Genomic DNA, 19,516 nt, shown 5'->3' on the forward strand with positions numbered 1-19,516 from the left:
TGCTGTCAGGCGATCAGTTTTCGGAGTCCTCCGGGTTGTGAGTGGATGCCCAAGGCGCGATAGATGGCCATTTGCTCTGGCTCGGCGTTGGTGGCCTTGCGGACATGGAGCGTGCGGCCATCGCGCTGGCGGAAAGTCGTCGTCGTCCGGCACTGCATCGAGAGGGTCTCGCGCAAAGTCGTCCAACTGTCGTGAATGCCAGCCGCCTTCAGCTTGACGCGAAGGAACTGCACGCACTGGTAAGCCAACACGGTAATGAACAGATGGCCGTCGGCGCGATCTTCCTTGTGATGGTAGATCGGGCGCAAGCCCAGCTCGCTCTTCAGGCTGCGAAACACACTTTCCAGGTCAGTCAGCAGAGTATAGGTGCGCCAGAGCCGCTCTTCATCCCAGTCGAGTTGATTGGTACGCAAGCAATAAACGCCTGGGTGTGTCGCCTGGCTCCCCTCGCGGGGCACCTTCTGCCAGGTGATCCCGGTGACGCGCTTGCCCGACTCGTCCGTCACCAGGTTTACCGTGTAATGCTGGCTGGTGCCGCGACTCTTCTGCTTCAGTCGACCGAGTCGTTCGAGCAATTTGTCTGGGCGTTTCTCGGCACGCGGTTTGGCCAGGCCATCGAGCATTTGCTGCAATCCGGCTTCGAAGCGCTGGCTGAAGGATTCGAGCATTGCCTCCTCCTTGAGTTGGCGACCCGGTGAATGGCAATTCAACTGAAGCTCTTGACCGTCTTCACTGAGCGTCTTCTGCAAGTGCAACGGTTGCTCGTCGGCGGTCTCGATCGTGATCGCCTGTGTTTCATCGAACTGCCGGGTTCCCCCGCGACGAACGACCAGGTAGCGATAACCGTGTTCGACCAGCCAGGCGACATTGGCTTCGCTGGCGATGCCCGCGTCCATGATCACCAGCGCCCCTGCCGGGGCGGCCAAGCCGGTCAGCATGCCGGCAAGCGTGCCGGCTTCGCTGACATTGCCTTCGAAGGTCTGCGAGCGGCGCACAAAACCACTGCCGTCGAGCACCAGGCCAAGGGTCACCAAGGGGCAATCGCTACGCTTCTCCTTGGAACGGCCACGCTTGGCCTTGCGATTGCTCGGGACTTCGCCTTCGAAGTAGGTGTTGGTCAGGTCGTAGAGCGTGATCGTCTCTTCCAAACCAAAGAGCGTGCGAACGCGGCCAAACAAACGTGCTTCAATCACCTCCCGATGCTTCATCAGGATGTCCGAACCCCGGTAAAGACCCATGTGTGACATCGACAGGAAGTCGACGTCGATCAGTTCGCCCAAGGCGCTGTGCGTCTGCAGCCAGTTCCAGGTTGCCCGCTCGGAGCCCGGATGGGCCATTCTGCCGATCAAATTGCCGATAATCGACGCCCACAGAACGCCATTAACGCCCAACTCCCGCAACTGGTCGATGATGCCCAGTTCGGCCAGCGCATGCAGGCCGACGTGCTCGACGCCGACCGAACGCGGCTGCATCGTTTGCAGCGAGTCAACATCGACTTCGACGAATGTCACCGGCGGACGCGGGTTTTCGGCAGGGTCGCTGGCCTCTGTCGCCGACGCGTCGCTCATCGGTGCCCGCACGATCAGCTGCCCGGCGTAGCGCTGGGCCGCACTTTCGATATGACCTGTGCATGACAACGGCAGCAGCGCTTCCTGGGGCTGTAGCAACTGTTCGATACGACGACACAGTATCGGCCAGTCTTCCTGCTTGATTGCGAAATAACGCCCGAGATTCAGCAGGGTGATCTGACGGACCTTGCCTGCGATGCGTTCGCCACGCACCAGCCGGTAGGTGAAGTAGCCCTCGCCGGTGACCTTGTTGTTCGTTCGTGTCTGTCGGATATACATGCCCACGATCGTACAAGAAATGCAAGGGAAAAAACCAGAACGGCAAAACTATTATGGCACAACATTTCACCTCCGGAAAACCGCCTCTTTCAAATCAACGACTTAAAATCAGCGCGGGCTAGAAAAACCCGAAATATGACAGCGAGGTGTTAAAGGGAGGCTAGCGCAGGTTCTTGGCAGTCTTGACGCTGGCGCCAGCATCGTTCTTTACCCCAGCCCTGGACTTGCGGATGGTGCACGGGTCGAGCAACGGAACATTGACCGGGCAACTGCGCGCTGATTTGCCGCCCGTAAATGACGAGACATTTTTGCCGGTTCTTTTCTCTGCACGAGTCAACGCAAACGATGCCATCTCGGCCGATCGCTATCACAGTGATCTTGGCTCTATTGCGACTGAGAAGTACAACATTTATGGCGTTCTCATAAATGGTGCTGCCTATTTAGTTGGAACCATGCACGGACAAGGCCTTAGAGAACATGATCGGCCAAGAACTCAAGAAGCACTACAAGGGCACTGGTTCGCCCCGTACTTCGACAACCCCTTCCAGTTGCTCAAGGAACTGTCCGAAAGCTACGGAGAGTGGACAGACCGTCAACAGTTCGAGGCCATTGGCGACATTGCTGAAGCGATCATTGCCGAAGGCGGGTTAACGATTACCCACATGGTAGGAGATCAATGCTACGTTGATGTCCTCTTTCCAGACCCTTGTTGCGCGAGCGATTCCTGGATTTTGTGCTGCCGAATGACAGATTTCGTAACTGTTACGGTCGGACTTGGGCGTAACTACAAACGACCGCAGCGGCCGATGAGCGGGCCGACCGGCTTCACGGCCGGCCGCTATCTGATGTGTTACCCGCCGTTCGTGCAGTTCCATGTTGCGCGACTGCTATGGCCGATTGTGGCCGATTGCGCTCATTCGGCGGTTTGACCGAAAGCGACCCTTTCAGGGTGTGACGTCGGATTGAGTACCGCATCCCATCCTGCTAGACGTTTGTCGTACAGAGGTTCTTCGTCAGATCTGCCGTGATCGGGCGACGGGCGCCGCGGCGGACGGGAACGGCGTACAGCGTGCCGGCCGCCAGTTGATGCCGGGCACCACCGGCAGCAGTCGATGGCTGAGAGGGCTGAGTGCGGACTGAGCGAGGAATACCTGCTCGGCCGCGTTCGAGAAGCTGCCGTGCTTGGTCCCGGCCGCCAAATATCGCAACTGCCGGAGTGTCATGGTGACGCTATGGTACGCATGCGATCGTGATTCGAGATGCGACTATCTCTATTCAATGTTTTGCAGATACGAGTCGTTGGGGTCTAATAGCGCCATCTGACCAACACGAACAACGGCAGCCACCCGCTGCCAGAACCCAGGCCCACCCGGTCGCCGTTCGCCGAGGAAACACTTTCTACAGAAAGTGGGATCGCAAGGCTCTCATCCCCGAGCCTGCTGACGGAAGCCAGGCAAAGGCCCGCATCTGGCGGGCCTTTGCTGCTGCTCGAGTCACCGTTCGTGGCCGACGCCCGCCCGAGGACATGAAATGACAAACCTCTAGGTCGACGATGGGCGAGAGCGACCCAAGCCTAAGCCAGGTTTTCTTTTCCGCTGCATCTCACAAACTTCTGTTTCGGCAGCCGGGTGGGTATGCAGGTGCGCCTCAAGCGGGCAGCGCCGCCGGCATGAAGGACACGCGACCGCTGCTCAGGTAGGCCTCGCAGCGTTCAATGTATTCGTGCGTGCTCTTGGGCATTTGCGTGCGCGCGCGCGCGATATAGAACACCAGGTCGCGGCCGTTGCGCAGCAGCTGCAAGCCATCCGATAGGCTGTGCAGCGGGCTGCCTGGGCGCTTTTCGCCCGCTTCCGCGGCAGCTTGCGGCGTGAAGTTTGCCAGTCGTTCACCGGCGGTGACCAGGTGCGACCAGACGTCGAAGATGCCCGGGTCGGTGCGTAGTGTTTCGGTCGTTACCTTGGCCGCGTTGGCGAAGTCCCGAATCGGTGTTTCGACCGTCTCGAAAGTGGGAATACGGCTGAAGCTGCTGATCATCGCCGCGGCGATCAGGTCGATGTCGCGCATGCTCTGGCCGATCTTGACGTAACGGCTCTCGTAGAAGTCCTCGACAGGTATCGAGAAGGCCCGGAAAGGTTCGCCCCACAATTCGTCGATTCCTTCCTCGCCGCTGCGGTGCAGGACGCAGCCGCCGAGTTCCATGGCTTCGAGCAGGCAATGGCCGCATTCGCGCATCAGGGCATTGTCACAGAGAATTTCGATGCCATCTGCCTGCAACTCGACCAGTCGCCTGAAGATGTCGGTGGCGCGGTTGAAGAGGGCGCCGGCGAGCATCCCGGCCTTGACCCGCCGCCGCGCCGGCTCGGTTTCCGTCGCGTAACTTTGCCGCGCTTCGCCCAGTCGGCAGCCAGGAATGTTGAGTCCATGCTCGGTGTGATTGAACAGCCGCCGGGCGAGTGCTTCGATCAACGATTTCTTGCCTTGCAGCGAATCGACCGGTACCGGATAGGTCTTGATCCAGTAGCCGTCGTAGAGCTGTCCGCGCCGGGGCGAAAGCGGCGTCCACGAGCCGACATAAATCTGGTGTGAGGAACGCGGGCTCCGGGGCGTGGAAGCTTTGGTTTGAGCACGCAGAAGGAGGGCCGAGCCCCCGGAGTGAGGGCGATCGGAGCCGGCTGGTAGAGAACGGGTTCTAAATCAGGCGTCGTGCTGCTCGCGCATGCGGTAAGAGGAACCTTCGATGACCAGCGTCTCGGCATGATGCAGCAGGCGGTCGAGCAAAGCGGCGGTGAGGGTGCTGTCGTTGTTGAAGATCTCCGGCCATTGTTTGTACGCTTTGTTCGACGTAATGATTGTCGAACCGCGCTCATAGCGCTGGCTGATCACCTGAAACAGGCCATCGGCGCCAAACTTGTCGATCGGCAGATAGCCCAATTCGTCGACGCAGAGGACGGCCGGTTTGAGCAGTCTGGCCATCTCGCGTTTGACCCCGCCGGTGGCCTGGGCTGCGGCCAGCGCATTGACGATATCGACGGCGGTGGTGAACAGCGTCGTCAGGCCCTGCAGGCAGGCCGCATGAGCAAGGGCAATGGCCAGATGAGTCTTGCCGACGCCGACCGCGCCGAGCAGGATCACGTTGCCATGCGGCGGCACGAAGTCGAGCCGAAACAGATGCTGGATTTGCGCGCGATTGATCTTCTTCGGCCATGACCAGTCGAAGCCGTCGAGCGTCTTGATCCCGGGCAAGCGCGCGGCCTGGATGCGGCGGGCAATCAGCGCCTCATCGCGGCGAGCGACCTCGCCGGCCACCAGGCCTTCCAGAAAGCGACCATGAGACCACGACTCGCGGGCCGCCTGAGTCATCAAGTCCGGCGCGTGCTGGACGAAATACGGCAGCTGCAAACGACCCAGATGCTTCGCCAGAACCGCCTCAGTCATGGTCATGATCGCCTCCTGAATTGTCTTGCGGATGAGTTCCTGTGGGGATGTCCGGATAAGCAGACAAGTCCGCCGGTGGCAGTTCAATCTCCAGCAGATCCTGCCGGCGGATAAGATGAAGCGGGCTCGGCTCGGGCAACTGGCGGCGACGTGCATCAATCAGATGGGCGATGTATTCGCTGCTGAAGGCCTCGAAGGCCAGGGCGTCGGTCATCGCCCGCACGACGGCGTCGTCGCCATGGATCTCGACCAGCGCCACGATCTTGCGCACATGCGCCATCGCATTCCCCCGGCGATCGAGCAAGCCCGCGTGATACTTCTCTGCCAGTGGCGTCAGACCCAGAAAGCGCTTCAGTACCAGCGCATCGCGGGCATGCCGGCGTTGAGCGATCAAGGCCTTCGGATGATCGGGGTCCTCGATGTCCTGATGGCGCTCGAACGAACGACCATGGCGGGCGACCAACTCGCCGTCGTGATAGACACAGACGCGATCCGGATAGACCTTCATCGTCACCGGTCGTCCCGCCAGGCGGGCGGGGACGGAATAGCGATTGCTCTCGAGCGTGACCCGGAACTGTCGGTTGGCACGAACGGCCAGGACCCGACCGACATCGAACAGCCGGGGATTGACCGGCTGCAGATGAGCGCGCTCCTCGACCCAGAGATCTTCCGGCCGGCGTTGCGTTTCGCGATGCAGGCGGACGTTGGCCACCGTCTCCAGCCACAGCCTGACGGCCGCATTGAGCGCGCTGAAGCTTGGCAGCTCCAGGCCGGCCAGGAAATTGGTTTTGACATAAGCGACGCCCCTTTCCGCGCGTCCCTTCTCATTTCCTTTTCTCGGCGCACAGGCGACGATTTCGAAGCCGTAATGGCGGGCGAAATCGAGATAGCGGGGATTGAACTGCACCGGTTCGCCACGCACATGACGCAAGACCGCACTGCGCAGATTATCGACCATGACCTTGCGCGACACCCCCAGGGCAGCAAAGGCGTTGATGTGTGCCGCCAGAAACTGCTCCATCGTTTGCGAGAGCGTGAACTCGACGTACATCTTCCGGCTCCAGGCCAGCACCATGACGAAGAAGGAAAGGCGGCGGCGGGTGTTGCCCACACAGATCGTGCCGTATTCTCCCCAGTCGACCTGGGCCGCTTCTCCCGGGGCGAAGGCCAGGGTCAGGAAGGCTTCGCGCCGGGGCGGGCGGATCTTGTGGACGTAGTCCTTGACGATGCTGATGCCGCCCTCGTAGCCAGCATCCCGCAGGCGTTGAAACACCTGCTGGGCGGTGAGCGGATGCGCATCGAGCCAGCCGACGATGCGCCCCTTGTAGGGATCGAGCTTGCTGGTTCGCGGCACGGGCGCCCGCGGCGCATACGGGCGGTCCATCCAGTGGCGGACGGTCTTGACGTCCAGGTCCAGGCTATCGGCAAGTTGGGGGGCCGTCAGATGACTGGCCACCCCCTCGCGAATGGCGCACCACGTGGCATAGTCGATCATGGCCGGCCCTCCAGAACAGCGCGCAGCCGCGCCAGACGGGTGTCGACCGGCACGTACTCGGGCACGCTCAGGACCTGGTACAAAGGTGGATCGTAGGCGATCAGGTCGAGGGCGATCAAATCCCGGCGGGCGCGGGCCAGGCGACCGGCATCCATCTGCAGACGCCGACAGAGGCTGGCCTCGCTGTAGTAGGAAAGACCGCAGGCATCAGCGACGGTGACGAGAAACAGGTACAGCGCCCAGGCGCCAACGTCAGCCTTCTCGATGTAGTGTTCCCGCACCAGCCGATGATCGAGCCAGCTGAAGTGCGCGGGCACCTGCCGCTGACGTTGCGGATTCAATAGTCGCTTCGTCGGACTGTTCATACGAGCCTCCTCGAATGTCCTGTCCCAGTTGTAGCAGCCGGGTCACGGCCGAGGCGATGTCATCTTGTAACGTGCTGCCCCAGATATGGGCGATTAAGCCAATAAGAACAGTGGGTTGGGCGTTCAAGAAATCTTGTAACGGTGGCGCCAGTTCCGTCGTGGAAGCGTTACAAGATTTCTTCAGGGGCAGCGAGGCCTCGGCTGGCAGGGGCGCCGAGGCGTCGGGCTCGAACAGCAAGGTGTCTTGTATCGCGGACTCGATCAGCGGTGCCGGCTTACGGTGGCTGTATCCAGGATGCTCCTGTCGCCAGGCCTTGACCCGCGCCACGGCTTCTGGTCCGCGATGATAGTCGAGGTTCTTGGCGAGCCATTTCGCCTGGCTGGCCCGCTTGCTCGCTGCCTTGCACGCCGCGGACCCGCAATAACGCTGATGCCGCGCGTTACGCCTGTCCGGCACAAACGCCTGACCGCAATTCACGCAGGGGTCCTGCTTCTCTCTGTCCATCTCGCGTCCCCTCCTGCCTCATCACAGGACGGGCTACTACACGATCTGGAAAGAAAACCAAAGAAGACCCAAGCAGCGAAGAAAAACCAGCTCTAGATCAAGCCCTCGAAGAACATCAAGAAACCCAAGAAAATCCAGTTTCATGTCCGCCGGTGGCGACCAGTTTCAGGTTGGCCGCGACATAGAGCACACGTTCTTCGTCGGCGATGACTCGTCGCGTTCCCTCCGTCGGCAGTTGCGCACAGGTCGAGGCAGGTTCGAGGCGGTATACATTGTTCATCGGGCTGACTTCCAGAAGACGGTTATCAGACCTGCAGCAAGAATCATGCTCGTGTTGCACGGCTTGCTACGGATTTTCACAACTCCTACTGCACTGCTTTTATACGATAAATTTTCTTCAGCAGGTGCGGCGCTGCCAGGTATGCTCCCGGGAGGTGCATCGCGGGCCCGGACACGGTATTTTCTGCACCGCGAAGGCGCATCGCTTCCAGCCTGGCCTGAGGGCTCGTTGGGAAAATTTTACGCAAGCAGCGCGACGGCCCTGATCTGCGCCTGCAGCGCCAGGCCGACATCGCGCGCATGGATGTTGCCGCGGACGCTAGCGCGGACTCGCTCGTCATGGCGCGAGACGTCGATCCGACCGTCGCAGAACGCCAGGTACCAGGCCTGAATCGTCTTCTCGCTCAGATGCCGCCGACGAGTGCCAGGAATGGCGTATTCGCGACTGGCCATCTCGCGCAGCATCTGTTGCAGCTCTCCCCGCTACAGCTGCTCGCGGCTGATCAGCGGACCCGGGACGGACAGGCTCATGAATTTATTCGCAGTTGTGCACATTTTCTGTGGATAAGTCTGTGAAGTAGTTGCCCAAAAACCCTTCAAACGCCCTGATAGCAAGGTGGCGGCTTACTTGGCCGTAAAATAAGGCACATAATTTACTGTTATTAATCAACTAGATAAAAATAAGCTGCTGATTTGGAAAGGATTTGTGTCGGTTCTGTTACGACGAATCACTTTCTGTGCATAAGTCAAGGGGGCGTGTAAAGGTTTACGTTCCTGCTCTCAGAATCTTGCTGTAGCGGTGCACCGTTTCGACGAGCGCTGTTACACATACAGGCGGGGAAAGTTGTGAAATGCCGTGCCCGCGGTTGTCGGTTGGCGGTTGACGACGGGGCCGGTATTCCCGGAACCATAGCCGTCGAGAATTTTTTGCGCTTCGCCGCCAATCTTGTCCGGCGAGGCAAAGGGCCCATTGAGATCGATCTTGCCTTGCAGCGCGAGCTTGTGGCCGACGCGCCGGCGCGCTTCACCAATGTCGATGCTCCAATCGGGACTCCGTGCGCTCCCGCTCTGGGAGAGCCAGGGCCAGGGCGCCATCCTGCGCGAGGACGAAGCGCAGCCCCAACCGCTGCCGGAGCACGAATTGTTAACCAGTGCATTTGCCTGCTGGTAGCTACCAATGCGCCGAGGTCCAGGTTCAAGCAAGACGAGCGCTCATCGTCCGTCGTGCGAGAACTCGTGCCTGTGGTCGCAGGACTTTTCACGGACTCCCGGACCCAAATGCCGGATTGCCGGCGCTTGATGAAGGCTCATATACTCTGGTTGGCAGCGTTGGATTCTTGCGGCGTCAGGAACAACAACGGTCAGGGACGAAGCTTAGTTGATTTTTGTTCTGGCAGTCGCGTTGTCGATCACCGAAGAAATTTTCTTCTATCTTGTTAAAAGTGTTTTTTCAATGAACTCTCCGCTAATCATGGCAGCGTCGCCGATTTGGCAATCAAAAGCCGAGCTTTTCAGTAAAGCTCTAGGTTTTGTTTGTCTTTCTGGGGACGAGCCAAGTCAGCTGTTGGAATCTGCTTCCAGCCTGGGAACAGGTTTATATTTGATTGTCGGAGAAAGGTTGCGGCTTGATAACAAGAACGGGCTGGCCTTCGAGATTGACTTCGATCTTGATCAGATTAATTATCGAAAACGAGAAATTGGAAGAAAAAACCTCCTTGCCCGGGCGCTGGGAATAGAAAAAGGTATCACTAGAGTCGTGGACCTCAGTTGTGGATTGTCCCGCGATTCAGTGCTCTTGTCACAGTTGGGCTTTCAGGTTCAGGCCTATGAGCGGTGCGCGGTCTTGTGGTATATGCTTGTGGAAGCACAAAAACTGTCGACGAGACCAGAGGTGAAAACGATTCAGTTTATTAATGAGAACAGTCTGAATGTGCTTTCCCGGTTGTCGCAAGCGGAGCTCAGGAAACAAAGTTTCTATTTTGATCCCATGTTTCCAGAAACAAAAAAAGATGCGCTTCCAAAAAAGGAAATGCAGATTTTTCGAGAGCTTGTGGGCCCGGATCTGGATTCCGTTGATGTTGCAAAACGGGCTGCCGAAGTGAAAGTCGCAAGGCTGGTTATTAAGAGGCCTCGCAAAGCTGAACCGCTGTTTGACAAGCCGCGATATTTTTTGGAAAGCCGGCTGATTCGTTATGATGTCTATCAGTTTTAGCGCGCGCGGTCCGGATGGCCATTCCTCCATGGCGATACCCCAAAGCCGTTGCGGGTATTAACGTGAAAGTCGCGCAAGCGACTCACGAACCTTCCTTCTCCCCTCGCGGGAGAAGGGTCGGGGGTGAGACGTGGAATTCAGGGAGCATGCTCCCTGCTCGTCGAACGATTCCGGCGTGCAAGCCGGAATGCGCACTGCAAGTGGAGGGGGAAACGGTCATGACTTTCATGATCCGGGGTATCCCGACATGTCATGACCGTTAGCGTCTCGGACGCCGTAACAGCCATGCTTCGCCGGGCGCCGTCCTTCACAGCGCCATCTACGCTCACGGCGCTCCCCTTGTTGGTTGGCGTGTGTTCGGGGAGGCAGGGAAGTTTTTCTGGCGGTTTCTGACGCTTTCATGTCCTCAATCCGTGAAGTGATTGACTTCGGCGCCTTGCGTCGGCAATACTTGCCGGTGAAGCTGGCATGCGCGTCTATTCGCAGGTTCATTCAGGCCGAAAAGAAGAGGAACATCAACATGTACAAGACTATTCTGGTACCCATCGACATGGCGCACGTCGTCGAAGGTACGGCCAACGTCGATCTTGCCGCGAGCCACTGCGCGCAGGGCTCGAAGGTCATTTTGCTGAATGTGGTGGAAGACATTCCGTACTGGGCAGCAATCGACCTGCCGGCAGGTCAGTTCGAGAAATCAGTCGAATTGACGAAAACCGAACTGGAAGTGATAGCCAAAGCCAGCGGCATGCACATGGATGTTGATGTAAGAGTCGGCCATTCCTACGACACCATTCTCAAGGTGGCCAAGGAGAAAAACGTCGATTTGATCATCATCGCGTCACATCGACCCGGCTTCCAGGATTACTTTCTCGGCTCGACCGCGGCCAAGGTAGTGCGTCACGCGAACTGTTCGGTACTGGTGGTTCGCTAGACCCGTTTCTTGTCCTGGCGTCGCTCCAGGATCTCGAGAACCGGCTCCCGACCTACTGAAATCCGGAGCCCGGTTTGCTGTCTTCCTCTCGCGGGGGGAAAACACATCAAAGCTAAAGGTAGCCTCCGGAGCTGCGCTTAGGGTGTCCCGGGCATAGCCTGTAGTGCGCCAGAAATCATCGGCACTGCAAGGGCAAGTGGCCACCTGTTTGGCCTGGGATTGCGGCGTAAAAGCGGCGTGTAAGCGGCGCGAGGCCGCTCGGCAGTGGGTGCCTGGATGGACAAGGCGAGCCCGGCGCGGGGAGCCATCCGGCGGCTGTGCTATCATGCGTGGTTTACGATTTTGCGCTGCCTGGGCCTATCTCCTGCCGTGTTCAACTGCGATCTTCATTGCCATTCCACCTGCTCCGACGGCCTTCTGGCGCCAGCTGATGTCGCCGCTCGGGCGGCCGCCAACGGCGTCGACCTGCTGGCGCTGAGCGACCATGATTCGCTCGAAGGTTTGCTGGCGGCGCGGTCGGCAGCGGCAGCGGCCGGCATGGGTTTCGTCAACGGCGTCGAGATTTCGATCGAGTGGCAGGCGCTGCAGATTCATATTCTTGGCTACGCTTTCGATAGTAGCCATCAGGCGCTCAACGCCGGTCTGGAAAGTATCCGCGCAGGGCGCGTGGACCGTGCACAGCGGATGTCGTCCGAGCTCGAGAAAATAGGTATTGCGGGCGCGTTCGACGGTGCGATGCGCTACGCGGCCAATCCCAGCCTGATCAGTCGTGCGCATTTCGGACGCTTTCTGGTCGAGACCGGCGCGGCCAAGGATCTGCGCAGCGTCTTCGAGTCCTATCTGGTTCCCGGTCGACCGGGTTATGTCGATCACCGCTGGGCGACTCTCGCCGATGCCCTGGCCTGGGTCCATGCCGCCGGGGGGCTGGTGGCGGTGGCGCATCCCGGGCGCTACAAGCTTTCGCGTGCCGAAATGCGTCGCTTTCTGGCCGAGTTCAAGGATCTCGGCGGGCAGGCGATCGAAGTCGTGTCGGGCAGCCACACGCAGGAGCACGTCGAGATTTTCGGGCGCTACGCCAGGGAGTATGGCTTTCTGGCCTCGCGGGGCTCCGATTTCCACGGACCGGGCGAGAGCTATTTTGATCTGGGGCAACTGGCTGCCTTGCCGGATGGGCTGAAACCCATCTGGAAAGCGTTTTGAGCCGGGGAGAGAGCGATGGCGCAGTACGTTTCGATACATCCCGATAACCCGCAGCAGCGACACCTGAAGCGGGCGGCGGAAATTATTCGCCAGGGCGGCGTCATCGCCTTGCCGACCGACTCCAGCTACGCCCTCGGTTGCCAACTCGGCGACAAGGCGGCGGTCGAGCGAATTCGCGGTATCCGTGGTGTCGATGAGCGCCATCTGCTGACGCTGATGTGCCGCGACCTGTCGCAGATTGGTCAGTTCGCACGCGTTGACAATGCCACCTATCGCTTGCTCAAGGCGACGACGCCGGGCAGCTACACCTTCATTCTCGAAGGAACACGGGAGTTGCCACGGCGCGTTCTGCACCCGAAACGGAAGACCATCGGCCTGCGCGTGCCGGCGCATGCCGTCACCCTGGCCTTGCTCGAAGCGCTTGGCGAGCCGCTGCTGACTTCGACGCTGATTATTGCCGGCGACGAAGGACCGCTGACCGAAGGCTGGGAAATTCAGGAGCGGCTCGAAAGCCAGCTCGAATTCATCCTTGACAGCGGCAATTGCGGCATCGAGCCGACGACCGTTGTCGATCTGACCGCTGCGCTGCCGACCTTGGTCCGCGCCGGACTGGGGCCTTTGGCGCCCCTCGGCCTCGATTGAGGAAGTCTCCATGCAAGAAATGATCCAGACCGTCGCCATCGCCGCCTTGCCGGTGATTCTGGCGATCACTCTGCACGAGGCGGCGCACGGCTACGCGGCGCGCCATTTCGGCGATCCGACGGCCTGGCAGGAGGGGCGCATCACGGCCAACCCGCTGAAGCACATCGATCCGGTGGGCACGATCCTGGTACCGATCATCATTCTGCTGCTGTCTACCGGTGGCATCCTGTTTGGCTGGGCCAAGCCGGTGCCGGTCAATTTCGGCCGCTTGCGCCACCCCAAGCAGGACATGCTGTGGGTCGCCGCCGCCGGGCCGGCCGCCAATCTGGTCATGCTGTTGTTCTGGGCGACGCTGATGAAGCTGGCCGTGACACTGCCGATCCATTTCTTCAGCGTACCGATGGCGCGCATGGCGGAAGTCGGCATCCTGGTCAACCTGGCCTTGATGGTGCTCAACCTCTTTCCATTGCCACCGCTCGACGGCGGTCGTATCGCGGTCAGCCTGTTGCCGCGAGATCTCGCCTGGCGCTTCGCGAAGCTCGAGCGCTTCGGCTTCCCGATCCTGCTGCTGTTGTTGTTTACCGGCATTTTGAGCAAGCTCCTGATGCCGGTGATGGGTGCCGTGATGGGCATGATTTACTTCATTTTTCAATTTTCCGGCTGAACGTCCAGAGAGCGAACATGTACGCAGAACGAGTCCTCTCCGGTATGCGCCCGACCGGCAGCCTGCATCTTGGCCACTACCACGGCGTGCTCAAGAACTGGGTCGAGCTGCAGCACCAGCATCCCTGCCTGTTTTTCGTCGCCGACTGGCATGCGCTGACCACCCAGTACGACGATCCACAAGGCATCGTCGCCGCATCCTGGGACATGGTCATCGACTGGCTGGCGGCCGGTGTCGATCCGCAACGAGCGACGCTGTTCATCCAGTCGCAGGTGCCCGAACACGCCGAATTGCATCTCTTGCTGTCGATGATGACCCCGCTCGCTGGCTGGAACGGGTGCCGACCTACAAGGACCAGCAGGAAAAAGCTCGAGAGCAAGGACCTGTCGACCTACGGTTTTCTCGGTTATCCGCTGCTGCAGTCGGCGGACATCCTGATCTATCGTGCCGACAAGGTGCCGGTGGGCGAGGATCAGGTGCCGCACATCGAGTTCTCGCGGGAGTTGGCGCGGCGCTTCAATCACCTCTACGGACGCGAAGCGGGCTTCGAGGACAAGGCCAGGGAGGCGGTCAAGAAGCTGGGGTCGAAGCGCGCCCGCTCCTATACGCAGCTACGCACCTATTTTCAGCAGAACGGTGACAAGACGGCCATCGAGCGTGCGCACGCGCTGCTCGACGAAGTTCCCGGTCTCGAGCACGCCGACCGCGAGCGGCTCTGTGGCTATCTCGAAGGCACCGGCAAAACGATTCTCGTCGAGCCCGGCGCGCTGCTCACTGCCGCGTCGCGGATGCCCGGCCTCGACGGCCAGAAAATGTCGAAATCCTATGGCAACACGATCACCCTGCGTGAAGATGCGGCGTCGGTGACACACAAGGTACGGCGCATGCCAACCGACCCGGCGCGCGTGCGTCGCGACGACCCGGGTGATCCGGACAAGTGTCCGGTCTGGCAATTGCATCAGGTGTATTCGGACGCGGCCTGCCAGGCCTGGGTGCAGCAGGGTTGTCGCAGTGCCGCTATTGGCTGTCTGGACTGCAAGCAGCCGGTGATCGATGGCATTCTCGCCGAGCAGGCACCGATGCGCGAGCGCGCGCAGCCGTACCTGGACGACCCGCGCCTGGTGCAGGAGATCATCGCCGAAGGTAACCACAAGGCGCGCCAGCTCGCTCGCGAGACGATGCGCGACGTGCGCGACGCGATGGGCTTGAACTACAGCTGAGCACCGTTTCGAGGCGCACGGAAATGAGCGATAGCGCGACCATGGCCGCAGCAGAACAGCCTTCGCCTCCTGAAGTGCTGAGTCCGCTGGCCCGCATCTACGGCCAGCCGCTGACGCAGTTGCCGCTCGACCTGTATATCCCGCCAGATGCGATGGCGGTGATGCTCGACGCCTTCGAGGGTCCGCTCGATCTGCTGCTGTACCTGATCCGCAAGGCCAATGTGAATGTCCTCGACATTCCGATGGCGCCGCTGACCGCACAGTATCTGCTCTACGTTGAAGCGATGCGCACGCACAATCTCGAACTGGCTGCCGATTATCTGGTGATGGCGGCCATGCTGATCGAGATCAAGTCGCGCATGTTGTTGCCGCGCCCAAAGGTCGACGCCGACGACGAGGCCGACGATCCGCGCGCCGAACTGGTGCGCCGCCTGATCGAGTACGAGCAGATGAAATTGGCAGGGCATGGGCTCAACGAGCTGCCACAGGCCGAGCGCGATTTCGAGTGGGTCGAGGTGTGGGTCGAGAAGACCTTGTTGCGGCGCCTGCCCGAGGTCAGCGTGCTGGATTTGCAGAATGCCTGGCGGGGCATTCTCCGCCAGGCGAGGCTGCACTCGCATCACCGGGTGCAGCGCGAGGAATTGTCGGTGCGCGAGCACATGACGCTGATTCTGCGTCATCTGCGCGACGCCGGCGGCTTCGTCGAGTTCGTCGATCTTTTCGACCCGCAACAGGGGGCCCCGGTGCTGGTGGTGCACTTTCTGGCGCTGCTCGAACTGGCGCGCGAGCACCTGCTCGAAATGACGCAGGTCGAAGCCTTCGCGCCGATTTACCTGAGGTTGAGCGATGAGCGTAACGAATCTCGATAAGCCGCCGAGCACTGACGCACTGCCGGGCACTCCCGCCGACCTCAAGCGGGTGCTCGAAGCAGTGCTTTTGAGCACCCGCACGCCCTTGTCGATGTTTGACCTGGGCAAGGTGTTTGACGAGCGGATCGGCGCCGACCTGCTGCGCGCGCTGCTCGACGAGTTGCGCCAGGAATGGAGCATGCGCCCCCTGGAGTTGCTGCAGGTGGCAAGTGGCTGGCGCTTTCGTACGCGCGCCGAGTTCATGCCCTATCTCGAGCGACTGAACCCGGAAAAGCCGCCGCGCTATTCGCGCGCCGTCCTCGAAACTCTGGCCATCATTGCCTATCGTCAGCCGGTGACGCGCGGCGATATCGAGGATATCCGCGGTGTCACCGTCGCCACGCAGGTCATCCGGCTGCTCGAGGAACGTGGCTGGGTCGATGTCGTCGGTCATCGCGACACCCCGGGACGGCCAGGATTACTGGCGACGACCAGAAAATTTCTCGACGACCTCGGCTTGCGCAGTCTGGCCGAGTTGCCGCCTCTGCAACAAATCAATTCAACACTGGACCTCGCTGATGGCCAATAGCAAGCGCAGATTGCCTGCCGCCCCTTCTCGTTCCCCGCGCCCGGCGGCAGCCGGCGCTCCTCGGCGACATCCGATCGATGCTGCGTCGCCCGCGCCTGCGGCCACCGAGGAGGGCGCTCGTCGCCGGCTGGCGCCGAGCCCGGCCCTTGATCCGTCAAAACGTGGCCGCCACCAGGACGTTCCCAGCAAGCCGGAGCGCCTGCACAAGGCGTTGGCGCAAAGCGGCATCGGCTCGCGGCGGGAGATGGAAGAGCTGATCGTCGCCGGGCGGGTCAACGTCAATGGCCAGCCGGCGCACGTCGGGCAGACGGTCAGCCCCGGCGACCGGGTCAAGGTCAACGGGAAACTCGTGAGTCTGCGCTTTTCCAATCGTCTGCCGCGGGTGATCCTTTATCACAAGCCCGAAGGCGAAATCGTTTCACGCAACGACCCCAATCATCGCCCGACGGTGTTTACCTCGATGCCACGCCTCGCCACCGGACGCTGGGTGGCGGTTGGCCGGCTGGACTTCAACACCAGTGGTCTGCTGTTGCTGACCACCTCCGGGGAACTCGCCAACCGCCTGATGCATCCGCGCTATCAGTTGGTGCGCGAGTATGCGGTGCGTATTCTCGGCGAAGTTACGGACGAGTCTCGCCAGCGTTTGCTCGAGGGTGTCGAGCTCGACGATGGGCCGGCGCAGTTTGCCAGTTTTCAGGAGGCCGGCGGCGAAGGTGCCAACCGCTGGTATCGCGTCTCGCTCTTCGAAGGCCGTAACCGTGAGGTGCGGCGCATGTTCGAAGCCGTCGGTGTCTTCGTCAGTCGCCTGATGCGCGTTCGCTACGGTCCACTTGCGCTGCCGCCGAGCTTGAAGCGCGGGCAGGTCCTTGAACTTGCCGAAGGCGAGGTGAAGCGCTTGCTGGCGGGCTTCGACATGGAGAACCCGGAAGGCGATCGCCCGCCGCGGCGCAGCCGCGAGCGATGAGCACGCCGCGCGAGAGCTCTGTCAGCTCGCAGCGCTGAAGCATGACGACGCCGGCCCAGTAGTGGCAAGGCGTTGCGGTGGGCAGGCAAAAAAAACCTTCGCACAAGAGGGCTAGACAGCCGGGCGGACTTCTGGCAGGATAGGTGGAGCGTAATCAATCTGCGCTTCAGTCGGAGGTTTTGCGATGCTTGCAACGAGTGCGGGGGAATGGGTGCACTGTGGTCGCGTGTTCAGCGCGACGGAGATTGCCGAGCTCTGCGCGACGGTCGCGTGGCTGCCGGGATTGGCACGCAAGGAGTTGGCGGCGACGGTCTGCGAGCACCTGGGCTGGACCACCCTGACGGGGACGGCGAAGATCAGCGCCTGCCTGGACTTCCTGGAGCGTTTGCAGGCGGCCGGATTGCTGGTACTGCCTGCGTTGAGGCCCTCGCCGCCGCGCCGTTGCGCGCCGCCCTCGGCATCCGTCGCCCCCGTTGCCGAGCCGGCGGTGCACTGCGCCCTGTCGGCGCTCGCGCCGGTGTCCCTGGAAGTGGTTCGCGACGCGACCCGGGTGGCGCAGTGGGATGCGCTGGTGGCGCGTTGGCACCCGCTGGGTTTCCAGGGGGCCTTCGGCTACCGGCTGCGCTACTTTATCACGGCGGGCGACCGGCGGCTGGGCTGCGTCCTGCTGTCCGGTGCTGCCCGCGCGGTGGCCGTGCGCGATCAGTGGATCGGCTGGACGGCCCAGGCCCGCCGCGAGAACCTGGCGCGGGTGGTGAACAACAGCCGCTTCCTGATCTTTCCGCACGTCCGGGTGCCGCATCTGGCCAGTCATGTGCTCGGGCAACTCGCGCGCCGCACACGCGCGGACTGGCTCGAACACTGGGGCTTCGAGCCCCTGCTGCTGGAGACCTTCGTCGATCCGCGTCACTATGCCGGCACCTGCTACCGTGCCGCCGGTTGGCAGTTGCTTGGGGCAAGCAGCGGGCGCGGGCTGGCCCGCCCTGGCCAGTCCTATCACAGCACGCCCCGCCAGGTGTGGGTCAAAGCGCTGACCTCGGATGCTTGCGCCTCGTTGTGTGCCGCGCCGGGGAGCCCGCGGTCATGAGCAAACCTTGCCGTCGCCCGACACGCGTGGCCATCAAGAAGCTGCGCTCAGAGAAGAAACGGCAGGAGAAGGTACTGAACGCGAAGCTGCGCGCAACGGGACAAGTCCCCCACTCAGCCGCTCCATTGCCCAACAGAAGCTCGGCCTTCGCGACCGTCGACGAGGAACAAAAGGCCCGCGAGGACGCCGTGAGCAAACAGATGCGCCTCCTGCGCAAAGAGCTGCCCGCCTTGCTCGCTCAACTGGAACAAATTCCCGACCCGAGAGATCCCAAAAAGCGCCGGCACAAGCTGACCGTGCTTCTGCTCTACGGCTTGCTGATGTTCGTCTTTCAGTTCTCCTCCCGGCGCGAGACCAACCGCGAAATATCCCGTCCCCAGTTCATGGCCAACCTCCACCTGCTGTTCCCGGAGATCGATACCCTGCCACACGCCGACACCCTGTTTCGGCTGTTGCGCGACATTGACCTTGAACAGCTCGAACAGGCCCACGTCGATCTGGTGAGGCGGCTGATTCGCGGCAAGAACTTTCGCCGCTATCTGATCGACCACTGCTATCCGATCGCCATCGACGGCTCACAGAAGCTCGCTGGCGACACCCTCTGGACGGAGGAACTCCTGCAACGTACCGTCGGCAAGGACGAAACCCGTCACACCCAGTACTTCGTCTACGTCCTCGAGGCCAGCTTTGCCTTCCACAACGGCCTGGTCATCCCACTGCTCAGCGAGTTCCTCGAACACGCGCTGGGCGAACCCGAAGCGCAAAAGCAGGACTGCGAGCTGCGCGGCTTTGTGCGCTTGAGCGACCGGCTCAAGACGCTGTTCCCCCGCCTGCCGATCCTGCTCCTGCTCGACGGCCTCTACGCCAACGGGCCGGTGATGCGGCGCTGCTTGCGCGCCCACTGGCAGTTCATGATCGTGCTCAAGGACAAGGATTTGTCCACGGTCTGGCAGGAGTTCCGCGCGCTCCACGCCCTGAAGCCACAAGTTGTGCAGCGCGGTTGGGGAAGACGCCGACAACACTTCAGCTGGGTCAACGACATCGACTACGCCTTCGCTGCCAACGGGCGTCAGCGTCTCAAGCTGAATCTGGTGGTCTGTGAGGAAAGCTGGGAGAAGATCGATGAACAGGCCAGGACCGTCACCGAAACATCGCGCCACGCCTGGCTCTCCAGCCAACCGCTCAGCCAAGACAATGTCCATGAGCGCTGCAACCTCGGGGCCCGCCACCGCT

21 protein-coding genes are annotated in these 19,516 nt (G+C 61.1%); 12 read left to right on the forward strand and 9 right to left on the reverse strand.

All coding sequences use genetic code 11. From position 1 onward, the window contains the following. Window positions 1-5 precede the first annotated feature (5 nt). Entirely contained in the window at window positions 6-1,847 is a 1,842-nt protein-coding gene (locus V5B40_RS24320; RefSeq protein WP_332356701.1) for an IS1634 family transposase, read from the reverse strand. A 173-nt stretch (window positions 1,848-2,020) separates the two neighbouring features. Between V5B40_RS24320 and V5B40_RS24325 the strand changes: the two genes are divergently transcribed. Next, complete coding sequence (locus V5B40_RS24325; protein WP_332356959.1) at window positions 2,021-2,776, forward strand: hypothetical protein; 756 nt, start codon at window positions 2,021-2,023, stop codon at window positions 2,774-2,776. 84 nt (window positions 2,777-2,860) lie between these two features. Here V5B40_RS24325 and V5B40_RS25365 read toward each other — a convergent pair whose 3' ends face one another. The 8 genes from V5B40_RS25365 to V5B40_RS24365 form a co-directional block, all read right to left on the reverse strand. Beyond that, complete coding sequence (locus V5B40_RS25365) at window positions 2,861-3,070, reverse strand: LysR family transcriptional regulator (protein ID WP_434735911.1); 210 nt, start codon at window positions 3,068-3,070, stop codon at window positions 2,861-2,863. A gap of 424 nt (window positions 3,071-3,494) precedes the next feature. Beyond that, window positions 3,495-4,424 (reverse strand): hypothetical protein, encoded by a 930-nt coding sequence (locus V5B40_RS24335; RefSeq protein ID WP_332356973.1) that lies wholly within the window; start codon window positions 4,422-4,424, stop codon window positions 3,495-3,497. Between the two features lie 117 nt (window positions 4,425-4,541). After that, window positions 4,542-5,288: an IS21-like element helper ATPase IstB gene (gene istB / locus V5B40_RS24340; protein WP_332353481.1), complete on the reverse strand. Its 747-nt coding sequence runs from the start codon at window positions 5,286-5,288 to the stop codon at window positions 4,542-4,544. Beyond that, window positions 5,275-6,777, reverse strand: coding sequence for an IS21 family transposase (gene istA / locus V5B40_RS24345; protein WP_332353785.1), 1,503 nt, complete (start codon window positions 6,775-6,777; stop codon window positions 5,275-5,277). Before istA ends, istB begins: the two co-directional genes overlap by 14 nt. Continuing rightward, complete coding sequence (locus V5B40_RS24350) at window positions 6,774-7,142, reverse strand: hypothetical protein (RefSeq protein ID WP_332353784.1); 369 nt, start codon at window positions 7,140-7,142, stop codon at window positions 6,774-6,776. Before V5B40_RS24350 ends, istA begins: the two co-directional genes overlap by 4 nt. 620 nt (window positions 7,143-7,762) lie before the next feature. After that, entirely contained in the window at window positions 7,763-7,927 is a 165-nt protein-coding gene (locus tag V5B40_RS24355; protein WP_332356960.1) for a hypothetical protein, read from the reverse strand. Between the two features lie 239 nt (window positions 7,928-8,166). Then, window positions 8,167-8,391 (reverse strand): hypothetical protein, encoded by a 225-nt coding sequence (locus V5B40_RS24360; RefSeq protein WP_332356961.1) that lies wholly within the window; start codon window positions 8,389-8,391, stop codon window positions 8,167-8,169. Between the two features lie 357 nt (window positions 8,392-8,748). After that, window positions 8,749-9,021 carry a uroporphyrinogen decarboxylase family protein gene (locus V5B40_RS24365; protein WP_332356962.1) on the reverse strand — a complete coding sequence of 91 codons (273 nt, stop codon included), beginning with the start codon at window positions 9,019-9,021 and terminating at the stop codon, window positions 8,749-8,751. Between the two features lie 283 nt (window positions 9,022-9,304). Between V5B40_RS24365 and V5B40_RS24370 the strand changes: the two genes are divergently transcribed. The 11 genes from V5B40_RS24370 to V5B40_RS24420 form a co-directional block, all read left to right on the forward strand. Beyond that, on the forward strand, window positions 9,305-10,138 hold the full coding sequence (locus V5B40_RS24370; RefSeq protein WP_332356963.1) for a class I SAM-dependent methyltransferase: 834 nt from the start codon (window positions 9,305-9,307) through the stop codon (window positions 10,136-10,138). A 520-nt stretch (window positions 10,139-10,658) separates the two neighbouring features. Beyond that, window positions 10,659-11,069: a universal stress protein gene (locus tag V5B40_RS24375; RefSeq protein ID WP_332356964.1), complete on the forward strand. Its 411-nt coding sequence runs from the start codon at window positions 10,659-10,661 to the stop codon at window positions 11,067-11,069. A gap of 276 nt (window positions 11,070-11,345) precedes the next feature. Then, entirely contained in the window at window positions 11,346-12,269 is a 924-nt protein-coding gene (locus tag V5B40_RS24380) for a 3',5'-nucleoside bisphosphate phosphatase (protein WP_332356965.1), read from the forward strand. Window positions 12,270-12,284: 15 nt separating this feature from the next. After that, entirely contained in the window at window positions 12,285-12,911 is a 627-nt protein-coding gene (locus tag V5B40_RS24385) for an L-threonylcarbamoyladenylate synthase (RefSeq protein ID WP_332356966.1), read from the forward strand. Window positions 12,912-12,921: 10 nt separating this feature from the next. After that, window positions 12,922-13,575 carry a site-2 protease family protein gene (locus V5B40_RS24390; RefSeq protein WP_332356967.1) on the forward strand — a complete coding sequence of 218 codons (654 nt, stop codon included), beginning with the start codon at window positions 12,922-12,924 and terminating at the stop codon, window positions 13,573-13,575. Between the two features lie 17 nt (window positions 13,576-13,592). Then, window positions 13,593-14,795, forward strand: a complete 1,203-nt coding sequence (locus tag V5B40_RS24395) for a tryptophan--tRNA ligase (protein ID WP_332356968.1) — start codon at window positions 13,593-13,595, stop codon at window positions 14,793-14,795. Window positions 14,796-14,818: 23 nt separating this feature from the next. Then, window positions 14,819-15,664 carry a segregation and condensation protein A gene (locus tag V5B40_RS24400; protein ID WP_434735912.1) on the forward strand — a complete coding sequence of 282 codons (846 nt, stop codon included), beginning with the start codon at window positions 14,819-14,821 and terminating at the stop codon, window positions 15,662-15,664. Then, complete coding sequence (scpB, locus tag V5B40_RS24405; protein ID WP_332356969.1) at window positions 15,642-16,232, forward strand: SMC-Scp complex subunit ScpB; 591 nt, start codon at window positions 15,642-15,644, stop codon at window positions 16,230-16,232. Before V5B40_RS24400 ends, scpB begins: the two co-directional genes overlap by 23 nt. Then, window positions 16,222-17,196 carry a 23S rRNA pseudouridine(2605) synthase RluB gene (gene rluB / locus V5B40_RS24410; protein ID WP_332356970.1) on the forward strand — a complete coding sequence of 325 codons (975 nt, stop codon included), beginning with the start codon at window positions 16,222-16,224 and terminating at the stop codon, window positions 17,194-17,196. Before scpB ends, rluB begins: the two co-directional genes overlap by 11 nt. Before the next feature lie 184 nt (window positions 17,197-17,380). After that, the gene (locus V5B40_RS24415) at window positions 17,381-18,283 is read left to right on the forward strand and encodes a DUF4338 domain-containing protein (protein ID WP_332352692.1); all 903 of its coding nucleotides are present in this window, start codon (window positions 17,381-17,383) and stop codon (window positions 18,281-18,283) included. Next, the coding region (locus V5B40_RS24420) for a transposase family protein (protein WP_332356971.1) at window positions 18,280-19,516 on the forward strand (1,237 nt) is incomplete at its 3' end. The genes V5B40_RS24415 and V5B40_RS24420, both read left to right, overlap by 4 nt.

Source organism: Candidatus Accumulibacter meliphilus, assembly GCF_036625345.1.
In the GTDB taxonomy this organism is placed as follows: Bacteria; Pseudomonadota; Gammaproteobacteria; order Burkholderiales; family Rhodocyclaceae; genus Accumulibacter; species Accumulibacter meliphilus.

Bases quoted from the DNA above. Each gene is read 5' to 3' on its own strand.
- V5B40_RS24390 (WP_332356967.1), top strand. From the start codon at position 12,922: ATGCAAGAAATGATCCAGACCGTCGCCATCGCCGCCTTGCCGGTGATT.
- V5B40_RS24385 (WP_332356966.1), top strand. From the start codon at position 12,285: ATGGCGCAGTACGTTTCGATACATCCCGATAACCCGCAGCAGCGACAC.
- V5B40_RS24395 (WP_332356968.1), top strand. From the start codon at position 13,593: ATGTACGCAGAACGAGTCCTCTCCGGTATGCGCCCGACCGGCAGCCTG.
- V5B40_RS24375 (WP_332356964.1), top strand. From the start codon at position 10,659: ATGTACAAGACTATTCTGGTACCCATCGACATGGCGCACGTCGTCGAA.
- V5B40_RS24350 (WP_332353784.1), bottom strand. From the start codon at position 7,142: ATGAACAGTCCGACGAAGCGACTATTGAATCCGCAACGTCAGCGGCAG.
- V5B40_RS24400 (WP_434735912.1), top strand. From the start codon at position 14,819: ATGAGCGATAGCGCGACCATGGCCGCAGCAGAACAGCCTTCGCCTCCT.
- V5B40_RS24380 (WP_332356965.1), top strand. From the start codon at position 11,346: ATGGACAAGGCGAGCCCGGCGCGGGGAGCCATCCGGCGGCTGTGCTAT.
- scpB (WP_332356969.1), top strand. From the start codon at position 15,642: ATGAGCGTAACGAATCTCGATAAGCCGCCGAGCACTGACGCACTGCCG.
- V5B40_RS25365 (WP_434735911.1), bottom strand. From the start codon at position 3,070: ATGACACTCCGGCAGTTGCGATATTTGGCGGCCGGGACCAAGCACGGC.
- istB (WP_332353481.1), bottom strand. From the start codon at position 5,288: ATGACCATGACTGAGGCGGTTCTGGCGAAGCATCTGGGTCGTTTGCAG.
- V5B40_RS24415 (WP_332352692.1), top strand. From the start codon at position 17,381: ATGCTTGCAACGAGTGCGGGGGAATGGGTGCACTGTGGTCGCGTGTTC.
- istA (WP_332353785.1), bottom strand. From the start codon at position 6,777: ATGATCGACTATGCCACGTGGTGCGCCATTCGCGAGGGGGTGGCCAGT.
- rluB (WP_332356970.1), top strand. From the start codon at position 16,222: ATGGCCAATAGCAAGCGCAGATTGCCTGCCGCCCCTTCTCGTTCCCCG.
- V5B40_RS24320 (WP_332356701.1), bottom strand. From the start codon at position 1,847: ATGTATATCCGACAGACACGAACGAACAACAAGGTCACCGGCGAGGGC.
- V5B40_RS24360 (WP_332356961.1), bottom strand. From the start codon at position 8,391: ATGCTGCGCGAGATGGCCAGTCGCGAATACGCCATTCCTGGCACTCGT.
- V5B40_RS24365 (WP_332356962.1), bottom strand. From the start codon at position 9,021: ATGGCGCCCTGGCCCTGGCTCTCCCAGAGCGGGAGCGCACGGAGTCCC.
- V5B40_RS24355 (WP_332356960.1), bottom strand. From the start codon at position 7,927: ATGAACAATGTATACCGCCTCGAACCTGCCTCGACCTGTGCGCAACTG.